Genomic DNA, 13,904 nt, shown 5'->3' with positions numbered 1-13,904 from the left:
TTCAGCGGTGTTCGGTTGTGGTGCTACTCGCCCGGTCGGCCGTTGGTGTCTTCGAAGGTGATCGGCCCGGTGTGGAACAGGTGATAGTCGGCGTGTTTGTCGCCGCGTGAAAGCGCCACGTCGACCGCCCACTCAGGATCGAAGCCCGTGCTTTCCGGGTCGTACTCCAGCACTCCGGAGAACCGCACGATGCGCTTCACTCCTCCTCCTCGACATCCTCGTAAGTGACTGACGAGACGCTCACGCCGTACGCCGTGTAGTTCCACGCGTGCTTATCGCCGCGCTCCAGGCAGGCGGACGCCCATCCCTGGGCGTTGGACGGAGAGAGGTTCCCGCCCTCCCACTCGTCGCCGTCTTCCTTGACTTCGAGGGTGGCTGTGAACTCGATGACGGCCTTCCTCACACTGCCTCCCGGTGGTACTCGTCGAAGATGCGCCATACGGGATCCGGAGCGTGGTACTGAAGGAGCGTCTCCGCTGCCTTCAGCCGGTTCATCAGCCGCACGTCCGTCGCCAGGTCCCGCACGACATACGCATCCGCGGTCCCCTTCATGCGCCGCTTGACGACCGCGCAGCCGAAGGGTTGGCCGGCATGGATCGCCTCACGGTTGGCTTGCGCGATGTAGTCGGAGAGGGTGATCGACTTCTCCGCCTTCGCCTCCAGGGCGTGAAGGTAGTAACCGTCGATATCCCCGATGTCCTTCGCGCCCATCTGCACGTTGCGGTGTGCGGCGGGGTTGTGGTGCTCGCGGAGGTAGGTGACGAGGGCGGATTCCCAGTTTGTTCCTTTGGCCTTACTTGCGTTGGCCATCAGAACCTCGTGTGTCGCACGTCGAAGTGCGTGCCGTCGGAAAGCAGCCCGATGACGAATTGCGCGGCGTCCAGCTCCTCCCCCTCCCTGAAGTTTCGGTGTCCGGGCTCACGGTCGCCGAGGCTGTCCGGCTCGTCCTCCCGATACTCCTCCGCGTCGCCGTCGTAGGTGTAGACGTCGATGTAGCTCAAGGACGCTCCTTCCACGGCAGCTCATCAGTCGGCGTGCCGTACTCGACCCGGTACAGCAGCGACCATCCGTCGGCCGTCATCTCGTAGATCTCGCCTCCGCGCACACGCTCGTACTCCACGTAGCCGACGGCCAACTTCGCCCGGTGTAGGCCGACGTGGTACTTCACCTCCGGCCGGCGGGCCGGGATGATCGACGCGAAAGACTCGTACCTCAGCGCGTCGCGGTAGCGGGCGCACTGGGCTTCCATGCTTGGCCGCGCCATCAGCTCACGTCCTCCCACGTCGTCGTAGCCTTCTGCACGCGCCCGCTTACGACGCCGGCGTACATCTCGGAGTTGTACGAATCCCACGTCTCCCGCGTGAGCTGCCCGCGGGCGGCGCCAATGGTGTTGTACGGGCCGTAGGACGTCTCGTGTGCCTCTCCCGTGCACACGTACATCGGGCTACCGTTACCAAGCTGCCAATCAGGGTTTCGGACCTGCGTGCGCCTTACGACCAGCACACGGAACACGTCCTGGTCATCACCGACCATGCGACGGGACATCAGACCAACGTCTCCTCTCGATTCATCACGTGCACGAAAGCGCCCCGCGCAAGCGCCACGCCGGCCGCCTCCCAGTACCGGGGCCAGTCCTTGCGGGATGTCGCTGCCCGGCGGATGTAGATCAGGTCACCGGGGCCGGCGCTGCGGACGTCGCCAAGGGCGGGGGCCATGGCGTCATCGACTACGTGGAAGGCGCCGGTCACCGTTCGTCCCAGTAGGCCGCAAGGAGACTCGGGCCTCCCGCAACGTCCACACGGACCGCCACAACGTTCGTTGCGGTCACACCCTCCAGGTGCGCCACGGCCTTCCGCGCCTGCGCCGCACCTCCTGCGATTACCAGAGCGTTGATGAGCTCGCGCGGGCCGGGGTTGTCGGTACGGGTCACTTCGTAGAGCGCCATCGGTTCTCCTCAGTGTTGTGTTGTCCTACGCCGAAAGCCCCCGGGACCAAAGTCACCGGGGGCTGAGGACAGGGCCGTTAGACCTTTGTCAGGGGGCCGTAGTTGTCGACCGCGTACCAAAGGCTGCTGCTGTTTTCACTCGGCGCACTACCGCCGTACTCGCCGCGCGCTGCACCGCCGAAGCGCGCGAACCTCCAGATGTCGCCGTCCCTGTCTCGGTAGGTGGCCGTCAAGTCGTAGACGATGTCGTAGTACGTCTCCACGTCCGGCGCCTCCGCCTCCGGCGCGCGAGAGACGAGGGTGAGATACATACCGCCGCTGGAGTAGACCTTCCCTTCGTCGGCCTTGACCGCGTACCAGTCACCCCCGATGCCATCGAACGGCCCGGCTTCCACCGTGTAGGACTCTCGAAGGGACTTCACTCGGTCGCCCTTGCCGAATACGCGCGGCGCAGAGGACAGATCCGATTCCTTGACGGTCCGCTCCGTACCGCCGTCCTCCCGGACCACGTACATCACGTAGCGATCGAACGTGCTCTTCACGGGACCGTACGTAACCTCGACCTCACGCGTTCCACACACGGTCACGCGGTCGCCAACCTTGTACGTCACTTCTCTCCCTCGCTGGGCTCACCGATGACCACGAGCCGGTTGGCTGACACGGTCTGGACCGCGCGAGTCTTTCGCGCGATGAATCCAGAGTCACGGCCGGTGGGCCGTACCTTCACCATGGGGACGACGACGCCGCTGGACTTGTCGCTCTTCAGCTCCAGGACCACGGCTTCCGAGAGGCGGACGAGGTTGCCCTGTCGCGTCGCGTAGGAGATCAGGACCCCGGGCCGGATTTCGGCGCCGGTGTAGTCGGTGAGACGGGCTTTAGCCATGTGTGCTCTCCTCTGCGTAAATGTCTAGCGTGAGTAGATGGCGATATGCCGCGAAGGCCTGCTGCGGAGCTACGCCGTTGCCGATCGCGTGGAGCTGCTTCGCCCGGGGGTCGCGCTTGCCGTCGACGAGGCCGGGCACGCCGGTTACATGTCCGTCGTCGAGGCCCATCAGCCACTCAGCGAATCGGGCCGTCAGTCGGCGTCCGCCGCGGGGGCCAAGCTCTGTCGGGGCCGGCGCCTGGCGGCCAGTCAGGAGCTCCCACCGTCGGATGGCGGGAAGGTAGTCTCCCCACCACTCGGCAGGTGAGTAACTGCCGTCCGCAGGTTCTCCCCGCCCTTCCGGTTCGGGCTCGTCCCCGCTCCTCCCGTTCCGTCCGACGCTGTCGGGGTCGGGAAGTAGGAAGCTGACTTCATCATCGAGAGTGGGGCCGTGCCCCCCCCCTCTTCCGCTTGTCCGGGTGCTGCGCTGCCCCGTTCCGGCCGAGCTGCGCCGTCGGGGTCTTCAGGACAAGCGCCACTTCCGACAGGGGCCTGCTGTTCGTCCCATGCAGGTTCGATGCCCCCGACTTCCAGTCGCGGGCTGTCGGAGTCGGAAGGCAGTTCACCACGTGCCCCGGAAGGGCGTCGTACTGCCCTTTGCTGCTCCGTTGGTTCGGCCCCCCATGCGGTCCGTCGGAAGCCTTCGGAGTCGGGAACACGTCCGGCGGGGTAGGCGACTGCGAACCACCGGTCACGGTGGTGTGGGGCTCCCACGTCGGAAGCTCGTAGACACGTCCACCGGACGTCATACCCGATCGCGGCCAAGTCGGTGACGACTTGCCAGAGACCGCGCGACCGGATGGCCGATACGTTCTCCAGGAAGACAAGTCGTGGTCGAAGGATGTGAACTGCTTCAACGACGTTCCGATAGATCCCTGATCGCCCACCGTCGATCCCCTCCCGCTTGCCGGCGTTGCTGATGTCCTGGCAGGGGAAGCCCGCCGTGATGATGTCCACCTGGCCGAGCAACTGTGCCCAGTCGCAGGCCGTGATGTCTCCTATGTTCGGAGCGCTTGGGAAACGGTGCGCCAGAATCCGTGACGCCGCCTCGTCCACCTCCGCGACGACGGTGACCTTGTCCCCCGTCAGCGCCTCTACTGCGATTCCAAGTCCGCCGTATCCGGCGCAGAGTTCGAGGATCGGCACCGGATCAGCCCTCACCCATCGAGTCGAGCACGTGGAGAAGTCCGGCTTGCGGAACCCGATCCGCAGTCAGCCGCACCCCGCGGAGTTCCGGACGTTCCTCGGAGGCGAGCTGCGTTGCCTCCGCCTCGTGGTTCGCGATGACAACGAGCGCCGTGGCCACGTCCACCCCCGGGTCGTCCGCGCGGCGGACTAGATAGATCGCCATTTGATCTCTCCTCAGTGTGCGTAGAATCGTGGAAACGCCCGCCCCTTCCGAGCGCAATTCGGAAGGAGCGGGCGTTGGTCGTGGTGCCGGTTAGGCGGCGTTGGCGAGAGGCGCAGCGGATTCGTACGCGCCGTAGACCTTGATGTCCGGAACGTTGAAAGAGACCGTCTGGCCGGCGCGGGGGCCCTTGTTCGGCACGTAGCTGACGTTCTTAATCGTCAGTGACGCGCGGACCTGCTGACCGGGATACTTGTCCAGCTCCGCAAAGAGCTTCCCCAGCTCGTTCACGAGGCTCCAGGAGCCCGAGTTGAAGCGCCAGATGCCCAGCGCGGGGTCATCCACCATCCGGAACGTGATGTCCACGGACGGCTTGGGGCCGCGCATCTTCTGTGCCTCGAACTTCCGCTCCGCGATCAGGGACGGGCAGCCGCAGGCCTTGCCCTTGTCTTCGTCGGGAGAGAGGTACTCGTAGCCGTCACAGTGGTGGATCATGCCAGCGCCGGGGACAAACTGCTTGAACGAGGCGTCTACGCCGTCCGGCTCGATGATGATCTGTACCGAGGGAGAGTCGGTCAGGATCTGGAGGTTGTCCTCCTTGTCCGTCTCCCAGCTTTCCGGGTCACCGCCCATGAGTGCTGCGACACGGTCGGCAACGACGGGATCCCCCGTAGTCACGCGCCACTCGTTCAGGCTCTCCGGCTGATCCTTGCCGTTGATCACAACCAGCCGACCAGAGCGGAAGCGACCGACAGTGTCGTCCGCGTAGCTCGTGCGCTCCTGCGGAGCGGCGTCCGGGTCCGTGTCCCAGATTCGCGAGAGATTGTTCTTACCCAAGAGGTGTACCTCCGTGTGCGTGTGTGTGCGTGGCTTGCGAGTTTCTCCGTCTCGCTCTCCTGTTATGGGGTGGAGCCTCCCCGATGTCAGACGCGGACTTCAGGACCTTTTCGAGCGCTCGTGATCACGGCGCCACCTTCAGGCGCAGCACCGAGGAGCCGTCCTCGTCCACTCCCATAACCTCCAGCACCGGGGCTCCGTAAGGCGCCTTACGGAGGGGCAGGCGTCCGTACTCGTCGGCCGCACGCTCTCGCTCGATGCGCGGGACGAAGGGTCTCCGCTCCCTGTCCGCTGCCGTCAGCTCGTGCAGCGCCGCGTAGATGGGGCGGAGGTGGGACTCCAGAAGCTCCGTCGGCGTGTCGGCACACATGGTCTTGCCGCGGATCTGACGCACCTCATCAGCGAGGGCTCGGTGTCGGCGCAGCTCGGCGGACAGGGTGGCGATTTCTGCCGCCTTCCGGTCCATGGCTTCTGCGCCGTAGGTGTAGGCGTCGGCTGCGCGGAGACGGGCGGAGTGCCAGGCGGAGCGGTATCGGTTGCGTTCTGCGCTCACGTCCTCCCACGCTGAATGAGCCTCCGCCACGTCAGCATGCATACCCGTGCACAGGCCGTCGACTTCGTCCCCGATCTCCTCCCGAAGCTCCGCGTTTGTGTCCTCCGCGTCGACAAGCTGCTCTACCAAGATCCACGCGCTCTCGTGGTAGTACGCCTCGATGCGCTCTTCGCGCGTGCGCTCAGACATCGTTCTCCGCCTCTCTCAGGGCCTCTGCGGTGGCCATCGACCACATACGCACCTTGTGCTCTACGGCGCGCTCCCAGGGGTCACGTGCCGCCTGCACAACGTCGGCAGAAGTCGGCATGGATCGGATGAGCGCACGGAGCTGAAGCGCTCTGATGTACCGCGACTTGGCCCGCAGCTTCTCCCGGGCTTGCTCCAGCTCCCAATAGACCCGCTCCTCCCTCTCCCCCTTCCACCCGCGGCCCTCGCAGGAGAGGCAGTCAGCCGCGCGGCCGTGCCACGGCGTCTCACGGAAGGCAGTCCGCGGCTTCCGGCGCCGACAGAGTCCGACGCAGAGAAGATCAGTCGCCATCGTTCTTCCTCCGGTTCCGGTATCGAGCCTGCCGTGCTCGCCCCGTCGCGCGATAGCACCGCAGGCATCGCCTGTGACGGCCACCATCAGCCTCCGTAAGCTCAACGTCATACGGGTGCCCTGACGGGCATGAGGTTTTCCGAGCGTTAATTCCAGTAGGCCCGTTACCCCGTAACGCGTTCTCTCGCTCCGACACAGGCTCTAGGTGCCAGGGGTTTACACAGGAGCGGATTCGACAGAGGTGGTCCAGGTCAGCGCCCTCAGGTATGGATCCGCGCTCCAACTCGTAAGCCGCCCGGTGAGCCAACACCATCGCCCCCGCCAAGAAGAACTGCCCGTACCCTCCGCGGGTTCGAGACGCGCGCCACCGCCAACATTCCCGGGCGTCACTGAGATTGACGTCGACCTTTGCCCAGAACCGCTCCTCAACCTCCATGGCACGTCCCGGTCTGGCACCTGAGGACACGATGCAGATCCCCCGGAGTGACGTCTCCGGGCAACCGGCCGTCGTCGAAGAAATGCACACCGGCCCGCCTGTAGACCTCGTCGACGAGCTGCGAGCAGATCATGTGCCCCGTCGACGCCACGAAGTCGCGAAGCACTCGCGGACGCACGTCGTAGTGGGCCAGCGCTATCGAGGCGTAGTCCAGGAAGCTGTACGGGGTGCCGACAAGGCGCAGGGCCTCATCCACGATGACGTCACGCTGCCAATCCGTCAGATCGAAACGCCCCGTTGACCATTCGACTACGGGTGATGCATCCTCCAACCGAATCAGCTCGGCGCCGCCCGGCATGCCCTGGACGACCAGGCCGTCACCGACGTAAACGAAGGCGTGGTGCACGGGCGCAGCGTCCCCAATGAGCCACTGGCCGGCACTCACGAAGGCACCGGCCATCCCGCGAATCTTCGTCAGCGCGAAGTCTCCGGGCTCCTGGATAGGTATCGAGACCGTCATGACGGCAGCTCCGAGAGGTCGGCCAACAGGTTGCGTGCGGCGTCCGAGTCCTCATAGGCGTCTGAGTTCGGGACCACGCGAAGCACACGCCGAATGATCTCCAGCTCCGCAATCGTGAGTTCCACGTCGACAGTGCCGGCTGATTTGATCTTCGCCATCAGTCCCTCTCTCCGTCCGCCAGAAACTCAGCAACCCTGACGACGTCAGGTGTGGCGCCCCATTCGCGGCCCTGTACGGCCTCGTAGGCCGCGTTGAACAGGTCGAGGCGCCGGAGTGCTCCCTCAGTCATTTGCGCGGCTGTGGAGGGCTCTCCGGGGTCGATGTCGGTCATTGGGCCTCCGGCTTGATCCGAGCCGCGCGATACGTGCCAGCATCCTCAGGCTTGTTGACGAGGAGCCACCGGTACGTGCGCAGGCTGGTCACCGTCCACCCCGCACGAGCCTCCGAGAATGTGATGCCTCCGGCCGGGCACCGGCTGCGGAACGGCTCGGGAGTCCGGTGCTGGTACAGCTGCGGGTCGTCGCCTGCACACTGAACCCGCAGTAGTTCTTGCAGCGCGGGCAGGTTCCTCCGCGGGAATGACTCACGATGTCCACCCTCCATCCGCCAGCAGATCCAGGAACGCCACAGCGTCGTCGTCGCAGCCAGCTCCCTCCATCCGGCGAGCAGCCTCGTGAAGTGCCTCCGTGACGTACGCGTCCAGCAGCAGCCCAAACCACACGTCGTACTCTGGGCTGCCAACCTCCGACGCCGCACGCTCCAGCTCCTCACGGGCCGGGCCGTTGCGGTGCTCGGGGCAAGGGCAGGTGGACGTGTCGCCATCGAGGATGAAGTGACCGGGATAGCCGGTGACGCGGTTAGACATTGGGCACCTCGGGGTCAATCTGGTCCGCCAACCAATCGGCCTCTCGGATGGTGTCCGCATAGCTGCGGATACGCGCCGCATTGCGTCGCGACGTCTCGCGCTGCACCTCCAGAAGAGCGGCGCTCAGTTCCTCCAGGTCCTCCGGCTCCGCCTTGGACACGAGCCGCCCCCATGCACTCACTCGGACACCTCCGGGTCGATGAGGTCTGCTGCCACGTACTGGCCCGCCGGCGAGTAGTAGTCGTTGTCGGCATCGGCGTGATCCCGGATCCGCCCCGCCAGCTCATGTGCGTGGACGTCGAGAAGCTTGAAGAGCGCCTTCACCGCCGGCCACTCGATGGCCGGGGCAGTCCAGTCCAGCGCGCGGGCAAGGTCTCCGAAGGCCTCCATGACCGGGTCAGTGTGGTCCGGGCTCATCCGTCTACCTCCGGGTCGATCAGGTTCGCCGCTTCCCACATGCCCTGTGGCGAGTAGTAGTCCAAGTCATCGCGCTCGGAGTGCGTCCGGATCCGCGATGCCAGCTCGTGGGCATGCTCCGCCAGGATCTCGTCAGCCACCCGTCCCGCCACGACGCGGAGACTCCCCTCCGAGTCGCCGGCCATCATGCCGATGATCTTCTCTCGGGCGCTCATTCCGCGGCCTCCCGCAGCTTCCGCGCCTTCTCCTCGAAGACGTTCCGCATCGTGCTGCGGATGTCGTCGTCGACCCCGGAGTAGTTGTAGGGCGACCACACCTCGTCGGCCATCTCGTCGAGGACGAGGGCCAGTTCCAGACGGATGACGCGAAACATGTCGGCGTCAGCGTGGGGATTCACTGTGGTGAGGGGGCCGTAGCAGTCTTCGACCTTCCACCGCTCCAGCGTGCACCCGAGAATCGCCGCGTCCGTAGAGTGCACGACCTCCATGCGCTCGCCCCGGTCCTCCCAGACGTCGCCGTCTTTGTCGCGGTACTGCGTCATCGTGATCCCCTCCACTCTTCCTTGACCCGGCCGACCATGGCCTTCGCGTCCTTCTCGTTGTGCGTGTACGTCCCGCCGCGTTGCTTCGTCAGCAGGTGTGCGAGCCGGCGGATAAGGAATTCTTCGGCGTTCACCACGTCAGGGCCTCCGCAGCCTCGTCGACGAGGGCGTGTACGTCGTCGCGGTTCATGACCACGGTGGCGATGGTCTCGCCCCGGGCGTTGCGGGTTTCCAGGTCGTAGGAGTGGTTCCCGTGCGGGCGGATGGTGACGGTAGAGCCGTCGGCGGTGTGGATGGTGGATGAGCGGAGCATCGTCTCTCCTCTGCTGTGTGGGTACACGCCGAAAGCCCCCTGCTCCGGAGAGGCAGGGGGCTGTGGTGCTGCGTGTGTGACGTGCGCTACTCCTGCTTGGAGGGCTCAGCCACGTAGAGGCGTTCCCACCGGATCACGTCGTAGTCGTTCAGCTCCAGACGGGGCAGATCGCCATACCCGTTGTCCAGCTCGAACCCATCATCCGCGGCAGCCTGAATCGCTGCCTCGATGGCGCGGGCGTGCTCTTCGAGGGTCACACGCTCTCCTCAGTGCGGTGTCGGGCACGAGCCGCGCATGCAGCCGTGCGTCCAGCAGTAGTCGGGGCTGCGCTCGTCGCTCATCGCTTCCTCGTTGTCGTCGGGGGCTTGGCGGCCGGCTTGGGGGCGACGGGCTTCGTCGTCTTCTTTGGCTTGGGGTGGTCGATGTCGATCTCGTAGCAATCCGACGGCGGGTTGTCCTCCGCGGCGCAGGCCGTCAGAAGGAGCGGGGCAACGAGGGCCAGAGCGACCAGGGGCCGACGGATGGTCACGCCGCCTCCCACTTGGCGGCGTCGTTGTGGTCGAGAGTGACCTTGAAGACGTTCTTGGACTGCGAGTGGAATACGCAGATGCCTTCGGGGTTCATGAAGCCGGGGGCCGCATGAGAACCCTTCTGCTGCAAGATTCCGAGGGTGCCCGTGATTGCCGGTTCACTGAACGGCCCCTCGTACAGCACCGGCACAGCGTCGACGACGTCGCGAAGGGCAGTCTGTACAGCCCGGTTCCACGGCGTGTCCGACTCTCCTTCGGCGCCATACCAGCGTGCGGTGTTGAACAGACTGAAGCGCTTCGTCTCCAGGCCGTACCGACGCTGGATCCCCTGCCCCCACCACTCCCCGAAGTGAAGGCCCGGCCCGAGGATGTATGCCAGGTCCGCGGCGTTGGCGTGGACCCACGTCGCGAATCCGTAGTTGTCCTTGTCCGGCGTGATCAGCCGGTTCCGGGACTGCGCCGCTACCCGGCCATCGTCCGCAACGTGGATGGCCGCGTTGGTTCCATCGAGCTTCTCCGTGATGACGACGTCCCGGAAGAGTCGCGCCGTCTTTGGCCAGGGGGTGAAGGTGAATTCCAACATGCTCTCTCCTCAGTGAAGGCCGTACGCGGCGAGGATTTCGGCGCGAATGAGTTGACCGGTCCGCGACTTGTACTTGTGCTGACCACGAACGAGATCCGCAATGTGCAACTCTTCGGCGAGAATCGGTTCAGGCAAGGGGATGAAGATCCCAAACTGCCTGTACGCCGCCTCTGCTATCCGCCAGGCGTCAGCACGGTCTGTCGTGGTTCGAACAGCGACCTCATACAGCGCCCCAAGTGCGGCGTGAGAATCAGCGCCGAGTAACTTCATAAGCTCGTCCACAACGTCTCTCCTCTGCGCATGGGCGATAGCGGGGGCGCCCGTACTGGACGCCCCGCTGTATGAGTGACTGGTGTTACTGGGCCGGGCGGAACTTGTCCGTCATGTGCGCGGACAGAAGAACCGCCAGGACCACGAGGACCGCGGGCCCAAACCCGAAGGCTGGGATGATCGCGAACGTCGAATGAAGCCCGCCGGCAAGGAGCATCAGGAGCCAGGCTTCAAGCGACAGCATGCCGACGCTCGCCGCAGCAGCAGCCATGGCCTCGCTCGCACGGCGCTTACGACGCTCTTCCGCGGTCTCGATGATCGTCATTCGGTCTCCCCCATCAGGAACCGGGCGAACCGGTCCACGGCCGAAACCTTGTCGGACAGCTTCACGCCGTCCTGGTACCCGCGAGCACCTGTACTCATGGCCTCCACATGATCCCGTGCGATCTTCAGGGCGTCAGCGCGAGACATGCCGACGGTGACCGCCGCGCTTTCTGTCGTCGCCGTCGCCGTCAGCGCGTCAACGGCGTTCGCGAGATCTTCCAAGAGCGAGTAGACATCGTGCGGGATGTCGCCATCACCGTCGTACACGACGTGGCGCTGAACGTCGCTGAGTTGCGCTTGCAGAGGACCAAGGTCACTCACTCGCTCTCCCCCTTCAGTCGCGCAATCTCCCGCGCCTGGCTGACGATGACGTTCTTCAGGTCGTCGACGAGCGAACCGACCGGCGCCGTTGCAGCGATCTTGCCGAGAACGTCAGCGGTGACGACGTCGCCCGACAACCAGTCCGTCTTTTCCGCGGCCGTGGTGTGGATGACCATGTGTGCGGGCTCCCGGCGCAGGGCTGCCCGTGCGGCGCACAGTTCGGAAGCCAGATTCGCGCTCTTCTCCCGCGCCTCGTCCCGCTCCGCCTCGAACTGTTCGGCGGCCTCGTCTGCTGCCTCCTCCCGGGCGATGGCTGCGTCAGCCCGCGCCTTCTCGGATCGGAGCAAGTCACGCAGACCGGCCACATCGGCCCGAGCGATGTCCCGTGCCTGACGAAGATCCACCACCGTGCGCGCGCACCTCGCCGTCTGATCCTCCGTTGCGGCCGAGATCAGGGCGTCCCACACCTGGCGGTCCATGCGCAGGCCGACAGTCCGGCGAGTAGTCCGGACGCGGCTTAGGAAGGGGTCTGCAATCGCAGCGTCCTCGTCGTACTCAACGAAGCCAGTTGCCGTCCGGAAGGGGCCGCTCTTGAGGCCAAGTTCTACATAGTGCGGGTCGTCGATGTGGCGGACGTAGCCTCCGAAGAACTCAATCGGCTCTTCCATCACGCCGCCCGCCTCTGCGTTCCCGTCACCAGCGCCCCGCCAAAGGCGACCGGCGGCTTGCCGACAACGCCCTTCTTTGCCTCCGCTTCCCAATCGAAGGTGTGACGCAGCGACTTGAAGTGCTCGAACACGTCAGGCCCACACGCGACCTTCACAAGCTGCCAACCCTCCGCGCGGACGTGGAGGACGGCGCCGCCGGACCACTTCGGCATGGGTACCGACTCGCCGGTCTCCGCCAGAATGATGCGGTCGGCGTACCGGTAGGCGGAGAGCTGGAGCGCAACGCTCTCGTAGACGGCCTTCGATGTCTTCCAGTCGATCCCGACCACTTCGCCGTCGATCTCCGCGATGGCGTCGAACGAGCCGGCGTACTTGTGCGTGTCCGACCAGACCGTCTCCTCCAGGTAGAGGAACCGCGGCTGGATTTCCTGGAGGAACTCGGAGAACCAGCGCACAAACGGCTTGAGGTCAGCGTGTACGTGCTTCGCGTTGATCGTCTCGCCGCGTGCCATGCGCTCGAAGAGATCGTGGGCGCCGGACCCAAGGTCCGCGGCTGCACCGGACGTCCGTCGGTGCGCGCCCTTCAGGTAGTCGACTGCGCCCTTGGGGTCCCGCTTGCACAGTTCGGAGACGATGTCCCAGTTCTTGACGGCGGCCTCCGCCGCTTCCTTCGCGGCCCAGTAGGTCAAGAAGTCCTTCGGAAGCATGCCTACCACGGACGTTACGCCCGGGACCTTGATGCGCCCGTCGTCCGGGTCGATGTAGAAGCGGGACCCGCTTCGCTTGATGGTGCTGACTCCGGCCATCTGCCCTCCGTCTGTCTGTTCGTCTTCCTCCACGGTTATGGGGTGGAGACGGTCAGATGTCAGACGGGAGATTCAAGATCTTCGGGAGACACGCCCCGAGACAGACCAAGGGCCAAAGTGCCGCACTAGACCCTCTTTTCCACTTCTCTTAAGACGCGTTAAGGGAAAGTAGAAAATAGGGTCCGGTTCGGCACTTTGGCCCTCGGGGAGGACGCGGACGACGTCGACGAGGCAGCCGACTAGCCCTCTGAGCTGCGCTTCTTCGTGTGGCGTCGCAGCTTCGCGACTACCTTCTGGATCTGCTCAAGTTCGTCATCCAGTTTGGCACGCTGCCCGTCGGTCATGTCGTCGACGACCGACGCTGACAGCTGCGACAGGATGTCGTGGGCTCCGCGGCCCAGCCGAAGGTGGTCAGCCACGGGGTAGGACGCAGGAGCCGGGATGACGTCGTTGGGTTCGCCGGCCGATTTCTTCGACGTCTTCCGTGCCTTCGCCGAAGACTCCAGCTCAGCCCGAGCAGTCATGACGATGGCGTTCCGAGACTGGCGCGCGGTCTTCTCCCGCTCTGCCGGCCCTGCGATCTTCAGGTCGTGTCCTGCCAGCTCCGCCGGAGACACGACGGTCCTCAGGTGGTTGCCGATGTGCCAGCGGACGGCTGCCTGAATGGCTGCCTGGCTGTCCGACGGGATACCGGACCGCGAGTAGAGGGACGCGGCTAGCTGCCGGTACTCGTGGGAGCGTCCAAGCCAGTCGTCAGACCGGCGCCTCAACTCCACGAGCACAACAGCGACGTTCTTGAGTAGCGTCGTCTGTTTGCCGTTGATCGCGTCGTACTCGCGGGCGTACGCGGCGCCTCGGTTAAGTAGCTGCTCTTCGGACTCACGTTCGATAAGGTCAGGGGACAGCACCGGGTGCGACGGCTGCTCGGTGTGCGACGTCGCCTGTGCGGCCGTCCTCTTCCCGCTAGGGACGGGGAGGGTCGATCGGGACATGCGCTAGCTCCTCACGGTGGTCTTAGGGTCACCTTAGCGCGAGTGACGGGGGCTCTGTCTACGGCGCATTGTGAGTGTCACGTGAAGGCTTTTCCACACACGGAGCAAGTAATCCCGCCCAGATCCATCGTTGACTGTGCCGCCCAGACCCGTCGCGGGGGGTCACACTGGCACT

Annotated in this window: 34 protein-coding genes; all 34 read right to left on the bottom strand. The window is 65.1% G+C overall.

Going from position 1 to position 13,904, the window contains the following annotated elements; genetic code table 11:
• Positions 1-23 precede the first annotated feature (23 nt).
• Complete coding sequence (locus OTB20_RS08580; RefSeq protein ID WP_267816078.1) at positions 24-200, bottom strand: hypothetical protein; 177 nt, start codon at positions 198-200, stop codon at positions 24-26.
• Positions 197-403 (bottom strand): hypothetical protein, encoded by a 207-nt coding sequence (locus tag OTB20_RS08575; RefSeq protein ID WP_267816076.1) that lies wholly within the window; start codon positions 401-403, stop codon positions 197-199. Before OTB20_RS08575 ends, OTB20_RS08580 begins: the two co-directional genes overlap by 4 nt.
• Positions 400-810, bottom strand: a complete 411-nt coding sequence (locus OTB20_RS08570; protein WP_267816074.1) for a hypothetical protein — start codon at positions 808-810, stop codon at positions 400-402. Before OTB20_RS08570 ends, OTB20_RS08575 begins: the two co-directional genes overlap by 4 nt.
• Positions 810-1,001 (bottom strand): hypothetical protein, encoded by a 192-nt coding sequence (locus OTB20_RS08565; protein ID WP_267816073.1) that lies wholly within the window; start codon positions 999-1,001, stop codon positions 810-812. The genes OTB20_RS08570 and OTB20_RS08565 overlap by 1 nt, the downstream gene beginning before the upstream one ends.
• The gene (locus OTB20_RS08560) at positions 998-1,264 is read right to left on the bottom strand and encodes a hypothetical protein (RefSeq protein WP_267816072.1); all 267 of its coding nucleotides are present in this window, start codon (positions 1,262-1,264) and stop codon (positions 998-1,000) included. Before OTB20_RS08560 ends, OTB20_RS08565 begins: the two co-directional genes overlap by 4 nt.
• Positions 1,264-1,434, bottom strand: a complete 171-nt coding sequence (locus OTB20_RS08555) for a hypothetical protein (protein WP_267816070.1) — start codon at positions 1,432-1,434, stop codon at positions 1,264-1,266. The genes OTB20_RS08560 and OTB20_RS08555 overlap by 1 nt, the downstream gene beginning before the upstream one ends.
• 310 nt (positions 1,435-1,744) lie before the next feature.
• Entirely contained in the window at positions 1,745-1,945 is a 201-nt protein-coding gene (locus OTB20_RS08550; RefSeq protein WP_267816068.1) for a hypothetical protein, read from the bottom strand.
• 77 nt (positions 1,946-2,022) lie between these two features.
• On the bottom strand, positions 2,023-2,556 hold the full coding sequence (locus OTB20_RS08545) for a phiSA1p31-related protein (protein ID WP_267816067.1): 534 nt from the start codon (positions 2,554-2,556) through the stop codon (positions 2,023-2,025).
• Positions 2,553-2,828, bottom strand: coding sequence for a hypothetical protein (locus tag OTB20_RS08540; protein WP_267816066.1), 276 nt, complete (start codon positions 2,826-2,828; stop codon positions 2,553-2,555). Before OTB20_RS08540 ends, OTB20_RS08545 begins: the two co-directional genes overlap by 4 nt.
• A gap of 249 nt (positions 2,829-3,077) precedes the next feature.
• The gene (locus OTB20_RS08535) at positions 3,078-4,013 is read right to left on the bottom strand and encodes a DNA cytosine methyltransferase (RefSeq protein WP_267816064.1); all 936 of its coding nucleotides are present in this window, start codon (positions 4,011-4,013) and stop codon (positions 3,078-3,080) included.
• 4 nt (positions 4,014-4,017) lie between these two features.
• The gene (locus OTB20_RS08530) at positions 4,018-4,218 is read right to left on the bottom strand and encodes a hypothetical protein (RefSeq protein ID WP_267816062.1); all 201 of its coding nucleotides are present in this window, start codon (positions 4,216-4,218) and stop codon (positions 4,018-4,020) included.
• A gap of 90 nt (positions 4,219-4,308) precedes the next feature.
• Positions 4,309-5,052: a hypothetical protein gene (locus OTB20_RS08525; RefSeq protein WP_267816061.1), complete on the bottom strand. Its 744-nt coding sequence runs from the start codon at positions 5,050-5,052 to the stop codon at positions 4,309-4,311.
• Positions 5,053-5,176: 124 nt separating this feature from the next.
• The gene (locus OTB20_RS08520) at positions 5,177-5,794 is read right to left on the bottom strand and encodes a hypothetical protein (RefSeq protein ID WP_267816060.1); all 618 of its coding nucleotides are present in this window, start codon (positions 5,792-5,794) and stop codon (positions 5,177-5,179) included.
• Positions 5,787-6,143, bottom strand: coding sequence for a hypothetical protein (locus OTB20_RS08515; protein ID WP_267816059.1), 357 nt, complete (start codon positions 6,141-6,143; stop codon positions 5,787-5,789). The genes OTB20_RS08520 and OTB20_RS08515 overlap by 8 nt, the downstream gene beginning before the upstream one ends.
• A complete protein-coding gene (locus OTB20_RS42730; protein ID WP_420716357.1) occupies positions 6,133-6,456 on the bottom strand; it encodes an HNH endonuclease signature motif containing protein in 324 nt (107 codons plus the stop codon). The genes OTB20_RS08515 and OTB20_RS42730 overlap by 11 nt, the downstream gene beginning before the upstream one ends.
• A gap of 112 nt (positions 6,457-6,568) precedes the next feature.
• Positions 6,569-7,099 (bottom strand): hypothetical protein, encoded by a 531-nt coding sequence (locus tag OTB20_RS08510; protein ID WP_267816057.1) that lies wholly within the window; start codon positions 7,097-7,099, stop codon positions 6,569-6,571.
• Complete coding sequence (locus OTB20_RS08505) at positions 7,096-7,257, bottom strand: hypothetical protein (RefSeq protein WP_267816055.1); 162 nt, start codon at positions 7,255-7,257, stop codon at positions 7,096-7,098. Before OTB20_RS08505 ends, OTB20_RS08510 begins: the two co-directional genes overlap by 4 nt.
• Positions 7,257-7,430 (bottom strand): hypothetical protein, encoded by a 174-nt coding sequence (locus OTB20_RS08500; RefSeq protein ID WP_267816053.1) that lies wholly within the window; start codon positions 7,428-7,430, stop codon positions 7,257-7,259. The genes OTB20_RS08505 and OTB20_RS08500 overlap by 1 nt, the downstream gene beginning before the upstream one ends.
• 252 nt (positions 7,431-7,682) lie before the next feature.
• Complete coding sequence (locus OTB20_RS08495; RefSeq protein ID WP_267816051.1) at positions 7,683-7,964, bottom strand: hypothetical protein; 282 nt, start codon at positions 7,962-7,964, stop codon at positions 7,683-7,685.
• A complete protein-coding gene (locus tag OTB20_RS08490) occupies positions 7,957-8,124 on the bottom strand; it encodes a hypothetical protein (protein ID WP_267816049.1) in 168 nt (55 codons plus the stop codon). The genes OTB20_RS08495 and OTB20_RS08490 overlap by 8 nt, the downstream gene beginning before the upstream one ends.
• A 17-nt stretch (positions 8,125-8,141) precedes the next feature.
• Positions 8,142-8,381, bottom strand: a complete 240-nt coding sequence (locus OTB20_RS08485; protein ID WP_267816047.1) for a hypothetical protein — start codon at positions 8,379-8,381, stop codon at positions 8,142-8,144.
• Complete coding sequence (locus OTB20_RS08480; protein ID WP_267816045.1) at positions 8,378-8,596, bottom strand: hypothetical protein; 219 nt, start codon at positions 8,594-8,596, stop codon at positions 8,378-8,380. Before OTB20_RS08480 ends, OTB20_RS08485 begins: the two co-directional genes overlap by 4 nt.
• Positions 8,593-8,922, bottom strand: coding sequence for a hypothetical protein (locus OTB20_RS08475; protein WP_267816043.1), 330 nt, complete (start codon positions 8,920-8,922; stop codon positions 8,593-8,595). Before OTB20_RS08475 ends, OTB20_RS08480 begins: the two co-directional genes overlap by 4 nt.
• Complete coding sequence (locus OTB20_RS08470) at positions 8,919-9,059, bottom strand: hypothetical protein (protein WP_267816040.1); 141 nt, start codon at positions 9,057-9,059, stop codon at positions 8,919-8,921. Before OTB20_RS08470 ends, OTB20_RS08475 begins: the two co-directional genes overlap by 4 nt.
• Positions 9,053-9,235, bottom strand: a complete 183-nt coding sequence (locus OTB20_RS08465; protein ID WP_267816038.1) for a hypothetical protein — start codon at positions 9,233-9,235, stop codon at positions 9,053-9,055. The genes OTB20_RS08470 and OTB20_RS08465 overlap by 7 nt, the downstream gene beginning before the upstream one ends.
• Positions 9,236-9,321: 86 nt before the next feature.
• Complete coding sequence (locus OTB20_RS08460; protein WP_267816036.1) at positions 9,322-9,492, bottom strand: hypothetical protein; 171 nt, start codon at positions 9,490-9,492, stop codon at positions 9,322-9,324.
• Between the two features lie 80 nt (positions 9,493-9,572).
• Positions 9,573-9,764 carry a hypothetical protein gene (locus tag OTB20_RS08455; protein WP_267816034.1) on the bottom strand — a complete coding sequence of 64 codons (192 nt, stop codon included), beginning with the start codon at positions 9,762-9,764 and terminating at the stop codon, positions 9,573-9,575.
• Positions 9,761-10,348, bottom strand: coding sequence for an RNA ligase family protein (locus OTB20_RS08450; protein ID WP_267816032.1), 588 nt, complete (start codon positions 10,346-10,348; stop codon positions 9,761-9,763). Before OTB20_RS08450 ends, OTB20_RS08455 begins: the two co-directional genes overlap by 4 nt.
• A 9-nt stretch (positions 10,349-10,357) precedes the next feature.
• Positions 10,358-10,630: a hypothetical protein gene (locus OTB20_RS08445; RefSeq protein WP_267816030.1), complete on the bottom strand. Its 273-nt coding sequence runs from the start codon at positions 10,628-10,630 to the stop codon at positions 10,358-10,360.
• 73 nt (positions 10,631-10,703) lie between these two features.
• Positions 10,704-10,943 (bottom strand): hypothetical protein, encoded by a 240-nt coding sequence (locus OTB20_RS08440; RefSeq protein ID WP_267816029.1) that lies wholly within the window; start codon positions 10,941-10,943, stop codon positions 10,704-10,706.
• Entirely contained in the window at positions 10,940-11,263 is a 324-nt protein-coding gene (locus tag OTB20_RS08435; RefSeq protein ID WP_267816028.1) for a hypothetical protein, read from the bottom strand. The genes OTB20_RS08440 and OTB20_RS08435 overlap by 4 nt, the downstream gene beginning before the upstream one ends.
• The gene (locus OTB20_RS08430) at positions 11,260-11,934 is read right to left on the bottom strand and encodes a hypothetical protein (RefSeq protein WP_267816026.1); all 675 of its coding nucleotides are present in this window, start codon (positions 11,932-11,934) and stop codon (positions 11,260-11,262) included. The genes OTB20_RS08435 and OTB20_RS08430 overlap by 4 nt, the downstream gene beginning before the upstream one ends.
• Positions 11,931-12,770 carry a hypothetical protein gene (locus OTB20_RS08425; RefSeq protein ID WP_267816024.1) on the bottom strand — a complete coding sequence of 280 codons (840 nt, stop codon included), beginning with the start codon at positions 12,768-12,770 and terminating at the stop codon, positions 11,931-11,933. Before OTB20_RS08425 ends, OTB20_RS08430 begins: the two co-directional genes overlap by 4 nt.
• A gap of 206 nt (positions 12,771-12,976) precedes the next feature.
• Positions 12,977-13,729 (bottom strand): hypothetical protein, encoded by a 753-nt coding sequence (locus OTB20_RS08420; protein WP_267816022.1) that lies wholly within the window; start codon positions 13,727-13,729, stop codon positions 12,977-12,979.
• Positions 13,730-13,904 lie beyond the last annotated feature (175 nt).

The sequence above is a fragment of the Streptomyces sp. H27-H1 genome (assembly GCF_026627445.1).
Classification (GTDB): Bacteria; Actinomycetota; Actinomycetes; order Streptomycetales; family Streptomycetaceae; genus Streptomyces.
Note: the sequence above shows the minus strand (reverse complement) of the source record. Positions and strands in the feature narration are given on the sequence as shown.

Excerpts from the sequence above, each read along its gene's own strand:
- OTB20_RS08515 (WP_267816059.1), bottom strand. The coding sequence starts at position 6,143 with ATGGCGACTGATCTTCTCTGCGTCGGACTCTGTCGGCGCCGGAAGCCG.
- OTB20_RS08550 (WP_267816068.1), bottom strand. The coding sequence starts at position 1,945 with ATGGCGCTCTACGAAGTGACCCGTACCGACAACCCCGGCCCGCGCGAG.
- OTB20_RS08505 (WP_267816055.1), bottom strand. The coding sequence starts at position 7,257 with ATGGCGAAGATCAAATCAGCCGGCACTGTCGACGTGGAACTCACGATT.
- OTB20_RS08475 (WP_267816043.1), bottom strand. The coding sequence starts at position 8,922 with ATGACGCAGTACCGCGACAAAGACGGCGACGTCTGGGAGGACCGGGGC.
- OTB20_RS08530 (WP_267816062.1), bottom strand. The coding sequence starts at position 4,218 with ATGGCGATCTATCTAGTCCGCCGCGCGGACGACCCGGGGGTGGACGTG.
- OTB20_RS08465 (WP_267816038.1), bottom strand. The coding sequence starts at position 9,235 with ATGCTCCGCTCATCCACCATCCACACCGCCGACGGCTCTACCGTCACC.
- OTB20_RS08480 (WP_267816045.1), bottom strand. The coding sequence starts at position 8,596 with ATGAGCGCCCGAGAGAAGATCATCGGCATGATGGCCGGCGACTCGGAG.
- OTB20_RS42730 (WP_420716357.1), bottom strand. The coding sequence starts at position 6,456 with ATGGTGTTGGCTCACCGGGCGGCTTACGAGTTGGAGCGCGGATCCATA.
- OTB20_RS08520 (WP_267816060.1), bottom strand. The coding sequence starts at position 5,794 with ATGTCTGAGCGCACGCGCGAAGAGCGCATCGAGGCGTACTACCACGAG.
- OTB20_RS08420 (WP_267816022.1), bottom strand. The coding sequence starts at position 13,729 with ATGTCCCGATCGACCCTCCCCGTCCCTAGCGGGAAGAGGACGGCCGCA.
- OTB20_RS08495 (WP_267816051.1), bottom strand. The coding sequence starts at position 7,964 with ATGTCTAACCGCGTCACCGGCTATCCCGGTCACTTCATCCTCGATGGC.
- OTB20_RS08500 (WP_267816053.1), bottom strand. The coding sequence starts at position 7,430 with ATGACCGACATCGACCCCGGAGAGCCCTCCACAGCCGCGCAAATGACT.
- OTB20_RS08440 (WP_267816029.1), bottom strand. The coding sequence starts at position 10,943 with ATGACGATCATCGAGACCGCGGAAGAGCGTCGTAAGCGCCGTGCGAGC.
- OTB20_RS08510 (WP_267816057.1), bottom strand. The coding sequence starts at position 7,099 with ATGACGGTCTCGATACCTATCCAGGAGCCCGGAGACTTCGCGCTGACG.
- OTB20_RS08540 (WP_267816066.1), bottom strand. The coding sequence starts at position 2,828 with ATGGCTAAAGCCCGTCTCACCGACTACACCGGCGCCGAAATCCGGCCC.
- OTB20_RS08570 (WP_267816074.1), bottom strand. The coding sequence starts at position 810 with ATGGCCAACGCAAGTAAGGCCAAAGGAACAAACTGGGAATCCGCCCTC.
- OTB20_RS08450 (WP_267816032.1), bottom strand. The coding sequence starts at position 10,348 with ATGTTGGAATTCACCTTCACCCCCTGGCCAAAGACGGCGCGACTCTTC.
- OTB20_RS08560 (WP_267816072.1), bottom strand. The coding sequence starts at position 1,264 with ATGGCGCGGCCAAGCATGGAAGCCCAGTGCGCCCGCTACCGCGACGCG.
- OTB20_RS08485 (WP_267816047.1), bottom strand. The coding sequence starts at position 8,381 with ATGAGCCCGGACCACACTGACCCGGTCATGGAGGCCTTCGGAGACCTT.